This is a genomic window from Bradyrhizobium sp. G127 (genome assembly GCF_021502575.1).
Taxonomy (GTDB): Bacteria; Pseudomonadota; Alphaproteobacteria; order Rhizobiales; family Xanthobacteraceae; genus Afipia.
Genome location: NZ_JAKFGN010000001.1, coordinates 876,385 through 894,845 on the forward strand (window position 1 = coordinate 876,385; position 18,461 = coordinate 894,845).

General features: G+C 63.4%; 18 protein-coding genes. 12 read left to right on the forward strand and 6 right to left on the reverse strand.

What is annotated here, in order from left to right:
• Window positions 1–229 precede the first annotated feature (229 nt).
• The 6 genes from LVY71_RS04200 (at window position 230) to lpxK (ending at window position 5,918) form a co-directional block, all read left to right on the forward strand.
• Window positions 230–1,630 (forward strand): TldD/PmbA family protein, encoded by a 1,401-nt coding sequence (locus tag LVY71_RS04200; protein WP_235098478.1) that lies wholly within the window; start codon window positions 230–232, stop codon window positions 1,628–1,630.
• Window positions 1,617–2,435, forward strand: a complete 819-nt coding sequence (locus tag LVY71_RS04205) for a 3'(2'),5'-bisphosphate nucleotidase CysQ (RefSeq protein ID WP_235098480.1) — start codon at window positions 1,617–1,619, stop codon at window positions 2,433–2,435. Before LVY71_RS04200 ends, LVY71_RS04205 begins: the two co-directional genes overlap by 14 nt.
• A 218-nt stretch (window positions 2,436–2,653) precedes the next feature.
• Entirely contained in the window at window positions 2,654–2,902 is a 249-nt protein-coding gene (locus LVY71_RS04210) for a DUF4170 domain-containing protein (RefSeq protein ID WP_235098482.1), read from the forward strand.
• Complete coding sequence (locus tag LVY71_RS04215) at window positions 2,899–3,612, forward strand: lysophospholipid acyltransferase family protein (protein ID WP_235098484.1); 714 nt, start codon at window positions 2,899–2,901, stop codon at window positions 3,610–3,612. Before LVY71_RS04210 ends, LVY71_RS04215 begins: the two co-directional genes overlap by 4 nt.
• The gene (locus LVY71_RS04220; protein WP_235098486.1) at window positions 3,605–4,909 is read left to right on the forward strand and encodes a 3-deoxy-D-manno-octulosonic acid transferase; all 1,305 of its coding nucleotides are present in this window, start codon (window positions 3,605–3,607) and stop codon (window positions 4,907–4,909) included. Before LVY71_RS04215 ends, LVY71_RS04220 begins: the two co-directional genes overlap by 8 nt.
• The gene (lpxK, locus tag LVY71_RS04225; RefSeq protein WP_235098488.1) at window positions 4,902–5,918 is read left to right on the forward strand and encodes a tetraacyldisaccharide 4'-kinase; all 1,017 of its coding nucleotides are present in this window, start codon (window positions 4,902–4,904) and stop codon (window positions 5,916–5,918) included. Before LVY71_RS04220 ends, lpxK begins: the two co-directional genes overlap by 8 nt.
• Before the next feature lie 6 nt (window positions 5,919–5,924).
• Here the strand turns inward: lpxK and LVY71_RS04230 are convergent, their stop codons facing one another.
• Both LVY71_RS04230 and xseA read right to left on the reverse strand, forming a co-directional pair.
• Window positions 5,925–6,149 (reverse strand): DUF2093 domain-containing protein, encoded by a 225-nt coding sequence (locus LVY71_RS04230; protein WP_235098490.1) that lies wholly within the window; start codon window positions 6,147–6,149, stop codon window positions 5,925–5,927.
• 119 nt (window positions 6,150–6,268) lie between these two features.
• Window positions 6,269–7,729 carry an exodeoxyribonuclease VII large subunit gene (gene xseA, locus LVY71_RS04235; protein ID WP_235098492.1) on the reverse strand — a complete coding sequence of 487 codons (1,461 nt, stop codon included), beginning with the start codon at window positions 7,727–7,729 and terminating at the stop codon, window positions 6,269–6,271.
• A gap of 108 nt (window positions 7,730–7,837) precedes the next feature.
• Between xseA and purD the strand changes: the two genes are divergently transcribed.
• From purD to LVY71_RS04250, 3 genes are all read left to right on the forward strand, one after another.
• Window positions 7,838–9,109, forward strand: coding sequence for a phosphoribosylamine--glycine ligase (gene purD / locus LVY71_RS04240; RefSeq protein WP_235098495.1), 1,272 nt, complete (start codon window positions 7,838–7,840; stop codon window positions 9,107–9,109).
• A 151-nt stretch (window positions 9,110–9,260) separates the two neighbouring features.
• Entirely contained in the window at window positions 9,261–10,163 is a 903-nt protein-coding gene (locus LVY71_RS04245; protein WP_235098497.1) for an alpha/beta fold hydrolase, read from the forward strand.
• Between the two features lie 6 nt (window positions 10,164–10,169).
• A complete protein-coding gene (locus LVY71_RS04250) occupies window positions 10,170–10,616 on the forward strand; it encodes a GNAT family N-acetyltransferase (protein WP_235098499.1) in 447 nt (148 codons plus the stop codon).
• A 122-nt stretch (window positions 10,617–10,738) separates the two neighbouring features.
• On the opposite strand, the gene LVY71_RS04255 is transcribed toward LVY71_RS04250, so the two are convergent.
• Window positions 10,739–11,185 carry a nucleoside deaminase gene (locus tag LVY71_RS04255; RefSeq protein ID WP_235098501.1) on the reverse strand — a complete coding sequence of 149 codons (447 nt, stop codon included), beginning with the start codon at window positions 11,183–11,185 and terminating at the stop codon, window positions 10,739–10,741.
• A 167-nt stretch (window positions 11,186–11,352) separates the two neighbouring features.
• On the opposite strand from LVY71_RS04255, the gene LVY71_RS04260 reads away from it, so the two are divergent.
• Window positions 11,353–13,470, forward strand: a complete 2,118-nt coding sequence (locus tag LVY71_RS04260; protein ID WP_235098503.1) for a pseudouridine synthase — start codon at window positions 11,353–11,355, stop codon at window positions 13,468–13,470.
• Window positions 13,471–13,557: 87 nt separating this feature from the next.
• Entirely contained in the window at window positions 13,558–14,118 is a 561-nt protein-coding gene (rsmD, locus tag LVY71_RS04265; protein ID WP_235098505.1) for a 16S rRNA (guanine(966)-N(2))-methyltransferase RsmD, read from the forward strand.
• 171 nt (window positions 14,119–14,289) lie between these two features.
• Here rsmD and mutL read toward each other — a convergent pair whose 3' ends face one another.
• From mutL to LVY71_RS04280, 3 genes are all read right to left on the reverse strand, one after another.
• On the reverse strand, window positions 14,290–16,134 hold the full coding sequence (gene mutL / locus LVY71_RS04270) for a DNA mismatch repair endonuclease MutL (RefSeq protein WP_235098507.1): 1,845 nt from the start codon (window positions 16,132–16,134) through the stop codon (window positions 14,290–14,292).
• An 88-nt stretch (window positions 16,135–16,222) separates the two neighbouring features.
• Window positions 16,223–16,642, reverse strand: a complete 420-nt coding sequence (arfB, locus tag LVY71_RS04275) for an alternative ribosome rescue aminoacyl-tRNA hydrolase ArfB (protein WP_235098509.1) — start codon at window positions 16,640–16,642, stop codon at window positions 16,223–16,225.
• A 56-nt stretch (window positions 16,643–16,698) separates the two neighbouring features.
• Window positions 16,699–17,469 (reverse strand): sulfite exporter TauE/SafE family protein, encoded by a 771-nt coding sequence (locus LVY71_RS04280; RefSeq protein WP_235098511.1) that lies wholly within the window; start codon window positions 17,467–17,469, stop codon window positions 16,699–16,701.
• A 96-nt stretch (window positions 17,470–17,565) separates the two neighbouring features.
• Between LVY71_RS04280 and LVY71_RS04285 the strand changes: the two genes are divergently transcribed.
• Window positions 17,566–18,459 (forward strand): LysR family transcriptional regulator, encoded by an 894-nt coding sequence (locus LVY71_RS04285; RefSeq protein ID WP_235098513.1) that lies wholly within the window; start codon window positions 17,566–17,568, stop codon window positions 18,457–18,459.
• Window positions 18,460–18,461 lie beyond the last annotated feature (2 nt).

An 18,461-nucleotide genomic window follows, 5' to 3' on the forward strand; every position in this document is an offset into this window, starting at 1 on the left:
GACGATGCCAGAGCCGTGTCCGAATCCGCTTAAGAAGGCTGGTTAATCGTGTCTCACCGGCATTGCTTCAGTTCTCATGATTGACGAGAGGTTCGTGCGGATGCTTGACGAGACCTTGCAGGCCCCCGAAATATCTTTGGCTGCGGGCCGCGAAAACGCTTGAAGTCCGCGTAAAACAGGCACATCTCATAATATGTTGCATTCGCCTTCAAGCCTCGGGAATTTGTTCGTGAACTCTTCACCAAACGCGTCATTATCGCCGTCGCAAAAATCAACAACATCCGGGCTTCTCGATCAGACCGCGCTGAGCACGCTGGCGCAGCGACTGGTGGAAGCGGCGAAGCGCGCGGGCGCGGATGCTGCTGACGCGGTCGCGGTGCGCGGCATCTCGCAAGGCGTCGAGATCCGCGATGGCAAGGTTGAGGAATCGGAGCGTTCGGAAGGTGACGATGTCGGCCTGCGGGTGCTGGTCGGCAAACGCCAGGCGGTGATCTCCACCAACGACATCAGCGGCGACGGTGTTGCCAGGCTCGCCGAGCGCGCGGTGGCGATGGCGAAGGTCGCGCCGGACGATGAGTATGTCGGCCTTGCCGATCCGTCGCTGCTGGCGAAAGATTTTCCAGAGCTCGATCTGCTCGATCCGCAGGTGCCGTCGGTGAGCGAACTTGAACGCCGCGCGCAGGCCGCGGAAGCGGCGGCGTTCGCGGTCAAGGGCGTGACGAAATCGAACGGCGCGACGGCGTCCGCCGGCATCGGTGGCATGGTGCTTGTCACCTCAACCGGCTTTCATGGTTCCTATCTGCGCTCCAGCCACGGCATCTCGGTGACCGCCATTGCCGGCGAAGGAACCGGCATGGAACGCGATTACGATTTCACCTCGGCGATTCACGTCTCTGATCTGGCGTCGCCTGAGAGTGTCGGGCGTCTGGCGGGCGAACGCACAGTAGCGCGGCTCAATCCGCGCAAGGTCGCAACCTGCAAGGTGCCGGTGGTGTTCGATCCGCGCGTGGCGGGATCGCTGGTTGGTCATCTGATCGGCGCGGTGAACGGCGCATCGATCGCGCGCAAGACCAGTTTTCTGAAAGATCATCTCGGCCAGCAACTGTTCGACAAGAGCATCCGCATCATCGACGATCCGCTGCGGGTGCGCGGGCTGCGGTCGCAGGCATTCGACGCCGAAGGCGTTGTAACAAAGAAGCAGGCGATCATCGACGACGGCGTGCTGACCACGTGGCTGCTGGATTCCGCGACCGCGCGCGAACTCGGCATGGCCACCACGGGACATGCCCATCGCGGCGTTTCGTCATCGCCGTCGCCGGGACCGTATAATCTGCATCTCGAAGCAGGTAAGGCCACGCCTGCAGAACTGATGTCCGACATCAAGGAAGGCTTCTATGTTACCGACCTGATCGGGTCCGGCGTCAACGGCGTCACCGGTGATTACAGCCGGGGCGCTGCCGGTTTCTGGATCGAGAACGGCGAACTGACCTATGCCGTAAGCGAGGTTACCATCGCGGGCCATCTGCTTGAGATCTTCAAATCGATGACTCCGGCCAACGACCTCGTCTTCAAGTACGGCGTCAACGCCCCGACCGTTCGCATCGAGGGACTGACGATTGCCGGACGCTGATCTCGATATTATCCGCGGCGAAGCCTTGACGCGCGATGCAGCTTTGCTCGCGGATGTGGTGCGCGAAGCCGGGGCATTGGCGCTGAGTCTGTTCCGCACCGAGCTGAAAAGCTGGACCAAGGGCAAGTCGTCACCGGTGTCCGAGGCGGACATCGCCGTCAACGATCTGATCGAGACCCGGCTGCGCGCAGCGACGCCAGAGTATGGATGGCTGTCGGAAGAAAGCGCCGACGATCCCTCGCGCCTCGGAAAACCGCTGACATGGATCGTCGATCCCATCGACGGCACCCGGGCCTATCTTGCGCGGCAGGAAGACTGGTCGGTCTCCATCGCGCTGGTTGCCGATGGCCTGCCGGTGCTGGGTGCGGTGTTTGCGCCGGCAAGTGACGAGTTCTTTTTTGCAACGCGCGGGCGAGGGACCGCGCTGAACGGCGCACCTGTGGCGCCTGCGCCCGGGGCTGCGATCGATTTTCCGAAAATTGCCGGGCCGAAGCCGCTGGTCGAGCGCCTCGGCGGTATGCGGGAAGGCGAAAGCCTGCATCCCCGGATCGGATCGCTGGCGTTGCGGCTGGTGCGGGTGGCGGAAGGGCGGCTTGATGCCGCGTTTGCGGGCGGGCATAGCCGCGATTGGGATCTTGCCGCCGCCGATTTAATCGTGCACGAAGCGGGCGGGGAAATGACCACGCTGGCCGGCGAACGGATGGTTTACAATCAGACCGACGTTCGTCATGGATTGCTGGTGGCGGCGGGACGTGCGCGCCACGCGCATATCGTCAAGCACTTTCGGGAAAACCCGATTTTGTAGTGCTTGCATGCCAAGGTCCCGTAGTCGACGTTCGTTTCACTTTGCCGCGTCTCCGAACGAACGTCGAATACGAAAGGACCCGGGATAATAATAATTCTAGTGATCCTCTGCTCTCACATTCCTAAAGTGTCTGCGAGATATGGTACGAATGTCAGAGCCGGATCACTGGTTTGGTGCTTCAATCAGAAGTGCCGGTCATCGCTTTGGGAATGTGATTCATGTCCGAAACTGTGCAACAGCAGTTGCTCCATCTTGTCATTGGCGGCGAACTTCTCGACCTCGATCATGTGACTTTCAAGGATCTCGACAAGGTCGAGGTCGTAGGCCTCTTTCCGAACTACGCCGCGGCTTATGCGGCCTGGAAGGCGAAGGCGCAGCAGAGCGTCGATAACGCCCATATGCGTTATTTCATTGTCCATCTCCACCGGCTGCTCGATCCCGGGCAAGATGTGAAGTCCACCCGTTGAAGAAACTGCTCCGAAACCTAGGCCGTTCGAGCTGGCTGCAGCATGCTGTGGGTTACACGGCGGCCGAATTCCTGCGCTTCGTCTGGTTGACCAACCGTTTCACGCTTGATCCGCCTGAGGTTTACAAGAACGTCGAGCCGGATATGCCGGTCATCATCGCATTCTGGCATGGCCAGCACTTCATGATGCCGTTCCTGAAACTCAAGCAGTATTCTGCCAAGGTGCTGATCTCGCGCCATCGCGATGGCGAGATCAATGCGATCGCGGCGGAACGCCTCAACGTCGGGACCGTGCGCGGCTCCGGCGATCACGGAACGGCGTTTCACCGCAAAGGCGGCGTCGGCGCGTTCAAGATGATGCTGCGGACGCTGGACGAGAAGATCAACATGGCGCTGACTGCGGATGTGCCGAAGGTCGCGCGCAAGGCTGGCCTCGGCATTATCATGCTGGCGCGCGAGTCGGGCCGGCCGATCCTGCCGGTGGCGATCGCCACCAGCCGGTTTAAGCGTCTCAACAACTGGGACCGCTCCGTCATTCACTTGCCGTTCGGGCGCGGAGTCATTGCCGCGGGTGAGATTATCTGGGTGCCGCCGGACGCAGACACAGAGACCATGCAGACGCTGCGCCTGCAGCTTGAAGAGCGTCTGAACGAGGTCACGCGCCGCGCCTATCAACTGGTCGGACGTACAGACGAGGGACTTCATGCCTAGCGCGCTACCCGCAACGCTTGCGGCGTATCGGCGGCTGTCCGCCCTTGCTATGCCGCTCGCGGGTCCGCTGATCGCGCGGCGGTTGAAACAGGGCAAGGAAGATCCCGAGCGGATAGCCGAGCGTCGCGGCATTGCGAGCGCCGAACGTCCGGCGGGCCCGCTGATCTGGATTCATGGTGCGAGCGTCGGCGAGGTGCTGGCGGCCGCCGGATTGATCGAACGGCTGCGGGCGATGAATATCCGCATCCTGCTGACTTCCGGCACGGTGACATCTGCGGCCATCGTCGCGCGGCGGTTTCCGCCGGACGTCATTCATCAATACGTGCCGTTCGATTCGCCGCGCTTTGTTTCGGCGTTTCTCGATCACTGGAAGCCGGGCCTCGCGCTTTTCATTGAATCTGACATCTGGCCCAACCTGATCCTGTCGAGCGCCGAACGGCGCATTCCGATGGTCATCATCAACGGTCGCATGTCACCGCGCTCGTTCCCGCGTTGGCAGAAATTGCGCGGTACGATTTCCTCTTTGCTGGAATGTTTCGAGCTTTGCCTGGCGCAGTCTGATCGTGACGGCGAGCGTTTCGCCGCGTTGGGTTGTCCCAATGTCGTGATATCCGGCAACCTGAAGCTCGACGTGGAAGGTCCGCCCGCAGACGTGAAAAAACTGGAACGCCTCAAGGAGGCCACGCATCGCCGGCTGGTGTTCGTCGCGGCATCCACGCATCCCGGTGAAGACGAAATCATCCTCGACGCGCACCGTCGTCTGGCGCCGCGGATTCCGCAATTGCTGACCGTGATCGTGCCGCGTCACCCGGATCGCGGTGCGGCCATCGCGCGGATGTTGGCGGCGGCTGGAATGCAGGTCGGTCTGCGTTCCCAGGATGAAATGCCGGGCCGCGCGACTGATATCTATGTTGCGGATACGATGGGCGAACTGGGATTGTTCTACCGGATCGCGCCGGTGGTGTTCATGGGCGGTTCGCTGGTGGCACACGGCGGACAGAATCCGATCGAAGGCATCAAGCTCGGCGCTGCGATCCTGCACGGACCGCATGTGTTCAACTTCGACGACATCTACGACGCGCTCGATCAGGCCGGCGGAGCCTTCCGCGCCGAGACCGGCGAGGATTTTGTCCGCTCGCTCGGACATCTGCTGGTCAATCCGATTGCGCGGCAGCGGTCGGTGGGGGCTGCGGAAATGGTGGTCGGCAAGCTCGGCGGCGCGCTGGACAAGACCCTCGGCGCGCTGGAGCCCTACCTGTTGCAGTTGAGGCTGGAAGCGGGAGCGCTGGATGCGTGAGCCGGCCTTCTGGTATCGGCCGCCATCGTTCGTTTCGCGGTTGTTGTCGCCGCTCGGCGCGATTTACGGCGCGGTCAGTGCGCGGCGCATGGCGCGCGCCGGCGTGTCCGCCAGAATTCCTGTGCTTTGCATCGGCAATTATCACGCGGGCGGCGCAGGCAAGACGCCGACCGCCCTCGCGCTGGTGAAAATCCTGCGGAGCATGAGCGAGGACCCGTTTGTCGTCAGCCGCGGTTACGGCGGAACGATCGAAGGCCCTGTCCGCGTTGACCCAACCTCGCACGGTGCGGCCGATGTCGGCGACGAGCCCCTAATGATGGCGGTGTCCGTGCCCGTGATCGTCTCGCGCGATCGCGTGACCGGTGCCGCGCTTGCGCGCGCGCAAGGCGCGAGCGTTGTTCTGCTGGACGACGGATTCCAGAATCCGGCTTTGACGAAAGATGCGTCGCTGATCGTGATCGATGCGGCGCGCGGCATCGGCAACGGATACGTGTTTCCGGCGGGGCCGTTGCGCGCGCCGCTGGAGCCGCAGGTCGCGCGGACCGACGCGCTGATCGTGATCGGCGAGGGGCAGGCCGCTGACGGCATCGCCGTTGCGGTGACCGAACGCCATGCACCGGTTCTGCGTGCGCGCCTCGTGCCAGATGAAAATTCAGCCGCGGCGCTGCGCGGCCAGCGTGTGCTGGCTTTTTCAGGTATCGGTGATCCGGCGCGGTTCGTCGCAACGCTGCGCAACAGCGGCGTGAATGTGATCGCGCAGAGAGACTTCCCCGATCATCATCCGTTTACGCCGGATGAAATCGAACAATTGAATTCGGATGCGGCGGTGAAATCGCTGATGCTGGTTACGACTGAAAAGGACATGGCCCGCATCCGCAGCGACGCGCGCGTCGCGCACCATGCCGACAACGTTTTCGTCTTGCCGGTGACGCTGACGTTCGATGATGAGGCGATGTTGCGGGACTTCATTGCAACGCGGCTGACGATCGCGCGCGAGAAGGCAGGCTAGATATTTTCAAGCCTTTTTCAATTGCGCGGGATAGTGCCGGCTCAGCACGGCCTCCGGCGTCGCATAGGCTTCCTGCCGGTCGACGCTCCAGTATTTCAGTTCGTCCAGCGGGATATGCTCGCCGGTGATGGCGCAACGGACATAAGAGCCGGGAGATGTCACGCGGAAGTCGCCGTCGAGATATTCGACCTGCGCTTCGCCCTGGCCGGAAGGCCCGAATTTATTAAGCACGATCACTGTCCTTATGGAGTCCGGCGGAGCTGTCCGGAGAGATTGCTGGAATATAGGCACGATCCCGAAAAGGGGAAACCGGTTTTCGGAATAGATTGTGCCCAAATAAGGCCGGCTTTTCAGAACAAGTCGCCCTGAACCTTCTTGACGCCGAAATCGGTGGTGCGCTTTGACGCGGGCTTCGCGGGAGCCGGTTTGGGTTTCTCGGCGGTGACGTCGCTGCCGTCCGCGGTCGCTCCGATGCGCCCATCGGCGAATTCGATGGAAAGACGCTGGCTGGACCCCACATGGGCCGCCGCATGCAATGGCTGGCCGTGTTCGTCGCGCACCAGCGCGAAGCCTCGCTCCAGCACGCCTTTATAGGACAGCGCATTGAGCAGTTGGGACACGTAGCGCAGGCGGGTGTCGCGTTGCTGGATATGCAACCCGGCGCAGCGGCGCGCACTTATCGCCAACCGCGTGACTTTTTCCTTGCCGCGTTCGATCTGCGTGCGCAGCGTGGTGACGGTCAGGCGGCCGCCGATCGCCGACAGGCGGCGCTCGTAGATGTGCGCGTTGGCGCGCAGCGCGCGCGGCAATTGCGCACTGGCGCGATCGAGGCGCTGGCGCGGAATATCCAGCAATTCATTCGCTTTCGGCAACGCGCGAACCGCTGCGCGCAATTCGCTGCGGCGGGTTTCCTGGCCGCGCTGCCAGCACAGCATGGCGCGCCGCTCCAGCGACGTGATCTCGACGAACAGTTCGGCGCGCACCGGCACCGCCATCTCGGCGGCCGCCGTCGGCGTCGGCGCGCGCTTGTCGGCTGCGAAGTCGATCAAGGTCACGTCGGTTTCGTGGCCGACTGCTGAAATCAGCGGGATCATGCTCTCCGCCGCGGCGCGCACCACGATTTCCTCGTTGAACGACCACAGGTCCTCCAGCGAGCCGCCGCCGCGCGCGACGATCAAGAGATCGGGCCGCGGAATTTTTCCGCCTTCATCCAGCGCGTTGAAGCCGTGAATCGCGGCGGCGATCTGTTCGGCGGAGCCTTCTCCCTGCACCCGCACCGGCCACACCAGCACGCGGCGGGGAAAGCGATCTTCCAGCCGGTGCAAAATGTCGCGGATTACCGCACCGGTGGGCGAGGTCACGACGCCAATCACTTCCGGCAGCCATGGCAGAAGCTGCTTCCGCGCCTCGTCGAACAGTCCTTCGGCGGCGAGCTTCTTCTTGCGCTCTTCCATCAGTGCCATCAGCGCGCCGACGCCGGCGGGCTCGATGGCCTCGATCACGATCTGATACTTCGACGAACCGGGATAGGTGGTGAGCTTGCCGGTGGCGATGACCTCAAGGCCTTCCTGCGGCTTGAACCGCATGCGGCCGTGCACGCCCTTCCAGATCACCGCCTCGATCTTGGCGCTCTCGTCCTTCAGCGCGAAATAGCAGTGGCCCGAGGAATGCGGCCCGCGGAAGCCGGAAATCTCGCCGCGCACGCGCACATGCTCGTAGGCGCTCTCCACCGTCCGTTTCAGCGCGGACGACAGTTCCGAGACGGTATATTCCTGTGAATTCGGCAGGATTTCTGCAGGCGTGGCGGGCATGTTCAGTCGAATCGGTTGCGGCTGTGAAGCGTCATGATAAACCCTTCTACCATCTCACAAACCCCGGTTCGACCCTCATCCCGGCCTTGGTCCCAAGAACTTGAACCTATGAATATCCTCCTGATCGGTTCCGGCGGGCGCGAGCACGCGCTGGCGTGGAAAATGGCGGCTTCGCCGTTGCTGACGAAATTGTGGTGCGCGCCAGGCAATGCGGGCATTGCGCAGGAGGCTGAATGCATCGCATTGGACGTCGCGAACCATGCCGCCGTGATTGATTTCTGCAAGACCAACAAGGTCGATCTGGTCGTGGTCGGTCCGGAGGCGCCGCTCGCCGCAGGGATTGTCGACGATCTGGCTGCGGCCGGAATCAAGGCGTTCGGCCCGAGCAAGGCAGCCTCGCAGCTGGAAAGCTCCAAGGGCTTCACCAAGGACATCTGCAAGGCCAACGACATTCCCACCGCCGCCTATGAACGCTTCAAGGATGCCGCTGCGGCGAAGGCCTATATCCGCAAGCATAGCGCGCCGATTGTGGTGAAGGCTGACGGTCTTGCGGCGGGCAAGGGCGTGGTCATCGCAATGACATTGGCCGAAGCCGAGGCCGCCATCGATGCGTTATTCGGTTCGCCGGGTGCGGAAGCCGTGATCGAGGAGTTCATGGAGGGCGAGGAGGCCTCGTTCTTCGTGCTATGCGACGGCGACAACGCGCTGCCGCTCGCCGCCGCGCAGGATCACAAGCGGGCCTATGATGGTGACAAGGGACCGAACACGGGCGGCATGGGCGCGTATTCGCCGGCGCCGGTGTTCACCGACGCCATTCGTGAGCGCACGATGGCCGAAATCATCCTGCCGACGCTACGCGCGATGAGCGCGATGGGCATGCCCTACAAGGGCGTGCTGTTCGCCGGGCTGATGATCACGAAGGACGGTCCGAAACTGATCGAGTACAATGCGCGGTTCGGCGATCCGGAAACGCAGGTGCTGATGATGCGCCTGATGTCGGATCTGGTGCCGGCGCTGCTGGCCTCCGCCGACGGCGAACTGAAACATTTCGATCTGCGCTGGCATCCGGAATCAGCGCTCACCGTGGTGATGGCGGCGAAGGGCTATCCCGGCGACTATGCTAAAGGCACGCGCATCGACGGTCTCGATGACGCCGCCAAGGTCGAGGGCGTCGAGATTTTTCACGCCGGCACCAAATCCGACGGGGACAGGATTCTCGCCAATGGCGGCCGCGTGCTGAACGTCACCGCGACGGCAAAAACCGTCAGCGAGGCGCAGCGCCGCGCCTATGAGGCGATCGGCCGGATCAAGTGGCCGGAGGGGTTCTGCCGGCGCGACATCGGCTGGCAGGCGGTGGCAAGGGAGAAGGCTGGGCCTTGAGGCCTGCTGCATTGAAGGGTTGTCATACGCGGGCTTGACCCGCGTATCCATCCTTCTTGAAAAAATGGATTGCCGGGTAATAGGCAAGCGGAAGCGACGCCGTTCTTCGAACGGCTATGCCCGGCAACGACAGAGAATGGAGAATTAATCCATGTCCGATCTCGCCGATCTCTTTCCCGGTTTCGCCTCCGAATGGATCAGCACGCGCAATGGCCGCATCTTCGCGCGCGTCGGCGGCAAGGGGCCGCCGCTGCTGCTGCTGCACGGCTATCCGCAGACCCATGTGATGTGGCACCGCGTGGCACCTGCGCTTGCGGAAAAATTCACCCTCGTGATCGCGGACCTGCCCGGCTACGGCTGGTCGGATGTGCCGAAGACCGATGCGGACCACACGCCGTTCACCAAGCGCGCGATGGCGCAGGCGATGATCGAGGCGATGGAAAAGCTCGGCCATGTGCATTTTGCTCTGGCAGGCCACGACCGCGGCGGCCGCGTGGCCTATCGGCTGGCGCTCGACCATCCCGGCCGGCTGTCGCGGCTGGCGACACTGGATATCCTGCCGACCTACGATTACTGGTCGAAGATGGATCGTGGCTTTGCGCTGCGCGTCTATCACTGGGCGTTTCTGGCGCAGCCCTCGCCGCTGCCGGAAAACCTGATCGCCTCCAATCCCGACGATTACTTCGGCCGCACGTTCAAGAGCTGGGCCCGGAAAGACGCGCCCAATCCGTTCGATCCGCGCGCGGTCCAACACTATCTGACGGCGCTGCGCGATCCGCTGCGGATTCATGCGGCGTGCGAGGATTATCGTGCCGGGGCCTATGCCGACTTCGACCATGACAAGGCCGATCTCGAGGCGGGCAACAAGATCACCGTGCCGCTGCTGGCGCTGTGGGGCGGCGCAGGCATCGCGGCGTCGGCGAGCAGCCCGCTTGACGGGTGGCGCAGATTGGCGACCGATGTGCGCGGCCACGCCATCAATGCCGGGCATTTTCTGCCCGAGGAGAATCCGGCGGCGACGTGCGACGCATTGTTAAAATTCTTTTCGGAGTGAGATGAAATGGCGCTACGCGAAGCGCGGCGGGAGGACATCCGCCGCATCGTCGAGATGCTGGCGGACGACGAAGTCGCGCGCGGCCGCGAGGACTTCTCCGGCGACATGGCGCCTTATTACACCGCGTTCGACAGCATCGCGGCGGACCCCAACAACACGCTTTATGTGTGGGATCAGGACGGCGCGGTGATGGGCTGCCTGCAACTGACGTTCATTCCCGGCATCTCCTATCACGGAAGCTGGATCGCGAAGGTGGAAGGTGTGCGGGTCGATCGTTCGCTGCGCAGCCTCGGCATCGGCGAACAGATGATGGATGCGATGATTGAGAAGTCACGCGCCCGGGGCTGCAAGCAGTTGCAGCTCACCACCAACAAGCGGAGGATCGACGCGCAACGCTTCTACCGGCGGCTCGGTTTCGAGGCGTCCCATGAAGGCATGAAGCTGGATTTGTGATCCATGCCCAGTTTGTCATGCGCGGGTTTGACCCGCGCATCCATCTTAAAAAGATTCCTTAGAAGATTTATGGCCGGGTCAAGCCCGGCAATGACGCTTTAGTCAGTGCGGCGGGTTCGTTGCTACCGCCTCGCCCTGAAAAAATTTGTCAGCAGCGCCGCCGCCTCGCTTTCGCCGACGGAGGGATAGATTTCCGGCACATGATGGCAGGTCGGCGAGGCGAAGAACCTGACGCCGCTGTCGACTGCGCCGCCCTTCGGGTCGGTTGCGCCATAATACAGCCTGCGGATGCGCGCGAAGGAAATCGCGCCAGCGCACATCGTGCAGGGCTCCAGCGTAACGTAGAGGTCGCAATCGGTCAGGCGCTCGCTGCCGATGAGGCGCGCGGCCTCTCGGAGCGCCACAATCTCGGCATGGGCGGTCGGATCGCGGTCGGAGAGGGTGCGGTTGCCGGCCTGCGCGATCACCGCGCCATCGCGCACGACCACGCAGCCGATCGGCACTTCGCCGGCCTTTTCGGCTATTTCGGCCTGTTTCAGCGCTAAATCCATGAAAGATCGTGCCGTCATGCCTCGTTTCCGGCGATAAACTCTGTTAGTAGGACGGCTTCAGCAAACGTGAGAGCCGGTTTTGCGTGAGAAGCGCCCTGATCTACAAGGGTGTATGTCCGCCGTCAGCCTGATTTCACGTGATGCGACAGTCCCCATATTCAGCCCAACGTCCCGAGAGATCATTCATGCCCCGCGATAACGATAAAAACAACGGCCGTCCGCCGCGCCGTGAAGGCGGAGCTGGCGCAGGTTACAAGGGCGGCGGCAAGGGCCGATCCGGAGGACCGGGCGGGCGCGGCGGTGGCGCTTCGCGGGATGAGCGGTCCGCGCGATCGAGCGGCCCGCGTGGCGACAAGAAATTCGGTGACCGGACGTTTGGCGACAAGCGACCGGCCGGCGACAAGCGCCCGTTTGCTGCTCGCGCAGGGGCGAAGCCTTACGCTGGCAAGCGCGATGATTTCCGCAAGGACGGTGATCGTCCAGCGCCGCGCAAGGACTTCGGCTCGCGGGATCGTGGGGACGCACGTCCATTCAAACCACGCGAGGATCGCGGCGAGGGCCGTTCGTTCAAACCGCGCGAGGATCGCGGCGAAGCACGTTCGTTCAAGCCGCGCGGGGATCGGAGCGAGGGGCGTCCCTTCAAGTCCCGCGAGGATCGCGGAGAAGGCCGTCCGCCATTCAAGCCCCGGGACCGTGACGACCGTGCGCCGCGTGGCGCGGGCGCCGGCCGTTTCCAGGACAGGAAATTCGGCGAGAAGCGGCCTTATACGCCACGCGGCGAGGGCGGCGATGCGCGTCCCGCCCGTTTCAACCGGGACGACCGGCCGCAGCGCGACGAACGTCCGCGCTTCAACCGCGATGACCGGCCCGCGCGCGGCGCGCCGGATCGCGGTCCGCGCAAGGATTTCAACCGCGGCGAGGATCGAGGCGGCGACAAGCCCTGGCAGAAGCGTGCTCCCGGCCGTGACGACGCCCGGCGCGACAGCCGTCCGCCACGCGACGATGCAAGTCGTTTCGACAAGCCCCGTTTCGACAAACCGCGGGAGGATCGCGATTCAAGCCAGCGTCCGCGTTTCTCGCGTCCGCGATTCGACAAGCCACGCGAGGATCGCGTCCCGCGCGGCCGCAGCGACTGGCAGGAGCATCCGCGCAGCGAAACACGCGACCGTCCGCGCCGCGAGAATGAGGACGACAGCAAGGTCTTCGCCAAGCGTCCGGCTTTCGGCGGGCGTGGCGAATATCGCGAGCGCAAGCCTGACTTCGACAAGCGCCCGCCGCGCGCGGTGCCTGAGAAAAAGAAGAGCGGCGAGCGCATCGCCAAGATTGTCGCGCGCGCAGGACTTTGCTCGCGCCGCGACGCCGAGGAATGGATCACGCAGGGCCGGGTCGCGGTGAATGGCCGCGTCATCAACTCGCCGGCTCTGGATATCACCGCGAATGACGTCGTCACCATCGACGGCAAGCCGTTGCCGGAGCGCGAACGCACGCGGCTGTTTCTGTATCACAAGCCGCGCGGCCTGATGACGACCCACGACGATCCCGAGGGCCGTCCCACGGTGTTCGATAATCTGCCGGAAGGTCTGCCCCGCCTTATCAGCATTGGGCGGCTGGATTTCAACACCGAAGGCCTGCTGTTGCTCACCAATGACGGCGGTCTCGCCCGCGCGCTGGAATTGCCGGACACCGGCTGGCTGCGGCGCTATCGCGTGCGCGCCCACGGCGAAGTGACTCAGGGACAACTCGACGAGTTGAAGAAGGGTGTCGAGGTCGACGGCGTCAAGTACGGCTCGATCGACGCAACGCTGGAGCGCGACAAGGCGGCGAACGTCTGGATCGTGTTCGCGATCCGCGAAGGCAAGAACCGCGAGGTCCGCAACGTCATGGCGCATCTCGGCCTCGAGGTGAATCGCCTGATCCGCATTTCCTACGGTCCGTTCCAGCTGGGCGAAATCGAGGAAGGCCAGGTTGAGGAGATCAAGTCACGGGTGTTGCGCGAACAGCTCGGCGACAAGATCGTCGCGATGTCCGGTGCGCAGTTCGACAAGCCGGTGAAGGACGCGGTTGAAGGCGATGACGCGCCGCGCGCCAAGGAAGGAACGAAGGAACGCATCAAGGGCCGCATCAAGCCTGCCGGTTCGAAAAGCGGGCTGATCGCCGACCGCAAAGGCCGCCGCATCCTGGTGACGCGCGCGGGCAGCGACGAAGCGCGGGCGCGCAACGAGGAGGAAGCGGGCGGCTACGGTCCGCCCCGTCGTCCGACGCGGGGCTATAAAGGCAAGCGCGACCTGAAGCCGCGGGATTGAATATCGGATGACGGAGGAGGCTGAGCAGGCGATCTGTTCTCCCTCTGCCCGCTTGCGGGGAGAGGATTGGGGTGAGGGGCGTTTCGGATGCGCGTGATCGGTGGACGTCTGAGAGGCCGCAACATTGCCTCGCCCGCATCGAACGACATTCGACCGACGCAGGATCGCCTGCGCGAAGCGCTGTTCAACATCCTGATGCACGGATACGACAACCCGATCGACGGCGCGCGCGTGCTCGACCTTTTTGCTGGGACCGGAGCGCTCGGTATCGAAGCCGTGTCGCGCGGAGCCGCCTTTACGCTATTCGTGGACAACGGCGCGGAGGCGCGGGCGCTGTTGCGCAACAATGTCGAGGCGCTGGGTCTCGGCGGCGTGACCAAGATCTATCGCCGCGACGCGACCAGTCTCGGTCCAGCCTATCCTGTCGAACCATTCTCGCTGGCGTTTCTCGATCCACCCTACAAACGCGTTCTTGCCGACAAGGCACTCGCTTCGCTGCGCGATGGCAAGTGGTTGACGCCGGGTGCGCTGGTCGTGGTCGAAGAATCGAAGGGAGCGTTCGTTGCAGCCGAAGGCTTCGAGGAGCTTGAACGTCGATCGTATGACGAGACAGAATTTGTGTTTTTGAAGGCGAGCGCTCCGGCATAGGGGATGCGTATCCCCGCTGTATGAACCTTCATTCAGACGTAACGAGTCCAGTGAATTCGGCCGCAAAGCGCGCGATGAATCTTAATTCGGCCGGATGCCACTTTTGCTTCGCCTTTTCGCCTTTTGCAGCGAAGTCCGTCACCATTTCGCCGTGGTGATTTTGCGCGGCAATTATCGCCGCCCGAACAGCTTTTCGATGTCCGCGAGTTTCAGCTCAACATAGGTCGGTCGGCCGTGGTTGCACTGGCCGGAGTTTGGCGTCACTTCCATTTCGCGCAAGAGTGCGTTCATTTCCTCAGGTTTAAGAATGCGGCCTGCGCGCACCGAACCGTGACACGCCATTGTTGCCGCGACATGCATCAGCCGCCGTTCCAGCGGCAGCGCCTCATCCCATTCGGCCATGTGCTCGGCGAGGTCGCGCAGCAATGACGCTGCATCGGTTTTGCCGAGCAGCGATGGCGTTTCGCGCACCGCGACCGCGCCGGGGCCGAAAGACTCGATGCTGAGTCCGAATTTCTCCAGCTCGCTCGCGCGTGCCACAAGTTTCTCGACGATGGATTCGTCCATCTCGACTATTTCGGGGATCAGCAAAATCTGCCGCTGCACGCCGTTGCGTTCGAGCGATGCTTTCAGGCGTTCGTAGACGATGCGCTCGTGGGCGGCGTGCTGATCCACCACCACCAGACCGTCGCGGGTCTGCGATACGATATAGGTCTCGTGGATCTGTGTGCGCGCAGCGCCAAGTGGCATGTCCAGCAGATCGCCGGCCGGCATGGTGTTGGCGCGTAGATCGGCCGTCGGGGCGCCGGTGTCGAAAGCTGCCTGCGCCGCTTCGGCAAATACATTCGCCTCGTAAGGTTGTGCGTAGGACGGCACCGTGGCGCCTTCGAAGGCGGTGGGCGACGCCGGATAATTCGGGGAATGCCGCCAGTCCCAGCCGCCGCGTGGAATGCTGCTTGGAATGTTTCCTGGCCGGAACGCCATGATCGCCGCGCCGTCGGAGTTCGCCGCCGTGCGCCTGCCTTCGCGGGCGAGCCCTTCTTTCAGTGCATGCACGATCAGCGCGCGCACCAGACCCGCATTGCGGAAGCGCACCTCGGTTTTGGCGGGATGCACATTGGCGTCCACTTCCTGCGTGTCCAGTGTCACGAACAGCGCCACCACCGGATGCCGGTCGCGCGGCAGGTAGTCGGCATAGGCCGCACGCACCGCGCCAAGAATCAGTTTGTCGCGCACGGGGCGACCATTGACGAACAGATATTGCCCCAGCGCGTTCGCCCTTGTGAGCGACGGTGCAGCGGCAAAACCTTCGACGATAACGCCATCGCGCTCGGATCGCACTTCAATGGCGCTGGCACGGAAGTCGGATCCCAGAATATCGCCGAGCCGCGTGAGGCGTCCCGCCGCGCTGGGCAAGGCCGCAGCCCACGTCACTGGCGCACGTTCTTCGCCGGACAGCGAGAACGCGATGTCGGGCCGCGCCATCGCCAGACGGCGAACGACTTCGCGGACCGCTTCGGCCTCGGTGCGGTCGGTCTTGAGGAATTTCAAGCGCGCCGGTGTCGCGTAGAACAGGTCGCTGACCTCCACACGCGTGCCGCCCGTCAGTGCGGCAGGCACCACATCGGATTTTGCGCCGGCATCGACATTCAGCGTCCACGCGTGAGGCTCGCTGGCGTGGCGCGTGGTGATGTCGAGTTTCGATACCGCGCCGATGGAAGGCAGCGCCTCGCCGCGAAAGCCAAGCGTGCGGATGCGCAGCAGGTCTTCGTCGTCGAGTTTCGACGTGGCGTGGCGGTCCACCGACAGCGCGAGATCGTCGCGCGTCATGCCCGCGCCGTCGTCGGTGATGGCGATGCGCCTGCGCCCGCCGCCCTCAGTCAAGATGTCGATGCGGGACGCGCCGGCGTCGATGGCGTTCTCCACCAGTTCCTTCACCGCGCTCGCGGGCCGCTCCACCACTTCGCCGGCGGCGATGCGGTTGACGATCTGAATGGGTAACTGGCGGACGGGCATGGCTTTCCGAGGCGATTCGCTTGCGGGTGCATTCTAGCTGCGGATCGAGCCAGGGTGATGAGCAAAGAGGGGTGTTTTACCCGCTATTTCAGTCATCATAGCGGGTTGCGCCGCGCTTTGCCTTGACATCGCTGCGGCGCTTTTTGCCTTCCAGGCGGCGCACTTTCGAGCCCAGGGTGGGTTTTGTGGCGCGGCGCGGCTTCGGGCGAACGGCGGCTTCCCGCAGCAACTCCAACAGCCGGTCGATGGCGTCGGCGCGGTTGCGCTCCTGGGTGCGGAAGCGCTGCGCATGAATGACGATGACGCCATCTTTCGTCATGCGCTGGCCAGCCAGCGTATTCAATCGTATCAGCACATCCGGCGCGAGTGCAGCGCCGCTGACGTCGAAGCGCAGTTGTGCGGCGGTCGAGAGCTTGTTGACATTCTGTCCGCCCGGCCCGGAGGCGCGGACGAAAGCGATGTCGAGGTCCTTCTCGTCGATTGTGATGTCGCGCGTCACCCGGATCATGTGCAACGCCTAGCACGATCCGCGCAGTCCGGCACCGCTTTTCGCACGACGCGGGGTCAGTGCGTTCCCGGGATCTCGCTGCTGATCTTCATCAACATCTCGCCCGCGAGGTAGAAGCCGAGTAGCAGCATCGCGATCAGAAACCAGCGCCGGAATGTGTCGGCGTCCATGCGCGAGCGCAGCAGCTGGCCGAGATACATGCCGGCGAAGGCCGCGACCATGGCGACGGCGCCGGGAATGGCAACCGTTGCATTCAGCAGTCCCGCGCCGGTCAGATTGAACGCCAGCGCCACTGTTGCCGTGGTGAAGAACACCCCGAGCGCCTGAACAAGTTCGTCCTTCTCCATGCCGATGGCTTGCATGAAGGGCATCGAGGGAATCACCTGCACGCCGGTTGCGGCGGAGATCACGCCCGTGATCACGCCGACGATGCCGCCGATCCACTTCTCGTTTTTGCGGGGCACGCTGAAGCGCGCTTTGGAGAGGCCGACGATCGCATAGATTACCAGCAGCACGCCCAGCACGATGGTGCCGTAGCGCGCGTAGGGACCGGTCATCAGCCCGGCGCCCGCCCAGATGCCGAGCGCCGTGCCGACCATCAACGGCCACAGCCTGCGTACAATGTCGCGCAGATAGGGGCCGACAAAAGTCTGCCAGATGTTGGTAACGATGGCGGGCACGATCACGATGGCGAGCGCATGCGCCGGGGGCATCCGCGTTGCGAGCAGGCCGATCGCCACGGTTGGCAGGCCCATGCCGATGGTGCCTTTGACGAATCCGGCGAGCAGGAAGACCGCGGCGATGATGAGGAGAATCGGATCTGACATGATGGCGCGCACATTGACCGAGAGCGGCAAACGACACAATCTGCAGGTTACGGATACAGCCTTCGGATAAGACGAAGTCATGACGGGAGATCGGGCATGCATGTCGATTTGGTGGATCTGCGGCTGTTCGTAGCGATCGCCGAGGCGCGGAGCATTACCCATGGCGCCGAGCGTTCGGCGCTGGCGCTGGCCTCGGCCAGCGCGCGCATCAAGGGCATGGAGGCAGCGCTAGGCGTGGCGCTGCTGGAGCGGCAGCGGCGCGGCGTCCGGCTGACGGCCGCGGGCGAAAGCCTGCTCGATCACGCCCGCATCGTGTTGCATCAGGTGGCGACGATGCAGGGCGAACTTACGGCCTTTGCGCGCGGCCTGAAGGCGCGCATCCACATGCTTGCGAACACATCGGGCGCTACCGAGCATCTTCCGAAAGCGCTGTCGTCGTTTCTTGCGAAATATCCCGCCATCAGTGTGGATGTCGAGGAACGCGAAAGCGTGGAGATCGCCACCGCGCTGGCTTCCGGCGCGGCCGATATCGGTATCGCCGTCGATGCGGTGTTGCCGGACAGTCTCGATCGTTTTCCGTTCTGTGAGGATCGCCTGGTGCTGATCGTCCCGCCGCATGATGACATCGGGCACCGCCGTCAGGCCGCATTCCGCGATATTGCAGAGCGCGACTTTGTCGGACTGACAGAGGACAGTGCGCTACAGCGACACATCGCTACCCACGCGGCAAAATTGGGCAGGCGTCTGCGAATGCGGGCGCGGTTGAAGAGTTTCGATGCCATCTGCCAGATGGTTGAGGCCGGGGTGGGTGTTGCTGTGATTCCGGAAGTGGCTGCACGGCGCTACAGCCGCTCCAGCCGGATCAGGGCCCTCCGGATGACCGATCCATGGAGCAGCCGCAAGCTGTCGATCTGCATGCGAGGCCCATTGTCATTGCCCCGTCCCGTGCAGCAACTGGCAGATCATCTAAAGACGTTTGCGAAGGTGTAGGG

Bases quoted from the DNA above. Each gene is read 5' to 3' on its own strand.
- LVY71_RS04285 (WP_235098513.1), top strand. From the start codon at position 17,566: ATGCATGTCGATTTGGTGGATCTGCGGCTGTTCGTAGCGATCGCCGAG.
- mutL (WP_235098507.1), bottom strand. From the start codon at position 16,134: ATGCCCGTCCGCCAGTTACCCATTCAGATCGTCAACCGCATCGCCGCC.
- LVY71_RS04280 (WP_235098511.1), bottom strand. From the start codon at position 17,469: ATGTCAGATCCGATTCTCCTCATCATCGCCGCGGTCTTCCTGCTCGCC.
- rsmD (WP_235098505.1), top strand. From the start codon at position 13,558: ATGCGCGTGATCGGTGGACGTCTGAGAGGCCGCAACATTGCCTCGCCC.
- LVY71_RS04210 (WP_235098482.1), top strand. From the start codon at position 2,654: ATGTCCGAAACTGTGCAACAGCAGTTGCTCCATCTTGTCATTGGCGGC.
- purD (WP_235098495.1), top strand. From the start codon at position 7,838: ATGAATATCCTCCTGATCGGTTCCGGCGGGCGCGAGCACGCGCTGGCG.
- xseA (WP_235098492.1), bottom strand. From the start codon at position 7,729: ATGCCCGCCACGCCTGCAGAAATCCTGCCGAATTCACAGGAATATACC.
- LVY71_RS04250 (WP_235098499.1), top strand. From the start codon at position 10,170: ATGGCGCTACGCGAAGCGCGGCGGGAGGACATCCGCCGCATCGTCGAG.
- LVY71_RS04220 (WP_235098486.1), top strand. From the start codon at position 3,605: ATGCCTAGCGCGCTACCCGCAACGCTTGCGGCGTATCGGCGGCTGTCC.
- LVY71_RS04255 (WP_235098501.1), bottom strand. From the start codon at position 11,185: ATGACGGCACGATCTTTCATGGATTTAGCGCTGAAACAGGCCGAAATA.
- lpxK (WP_235098488.1), top strand. From the start codon at position 4,902: ATGCGTGAGCCGGCCTTCTGGTATCGGCCGCCATCGTTCGTTTCGCGG.
- LVY71_RS04260 (WP_235098503.1), top strand. From the start codon at position 11,353: ATGCCCCGCGATAACGATAAAAACAACGGCCGTCCGCCGCGCCGTGAA.
- arfB (WP_235098509.1), bottom strand. From the start codon at position 16,642: ATGATCCGGGTGACGCGCGACATCACAATCGACGAGAAGGACCTCGAC.
- LVY71_RS04245 (WP_235098497.1), top strand. From the start codon at position 9,261: ATGTCCGATCTCGCCGATCTCTTTCCCGGTTTCGCCTCCGAATGGATC.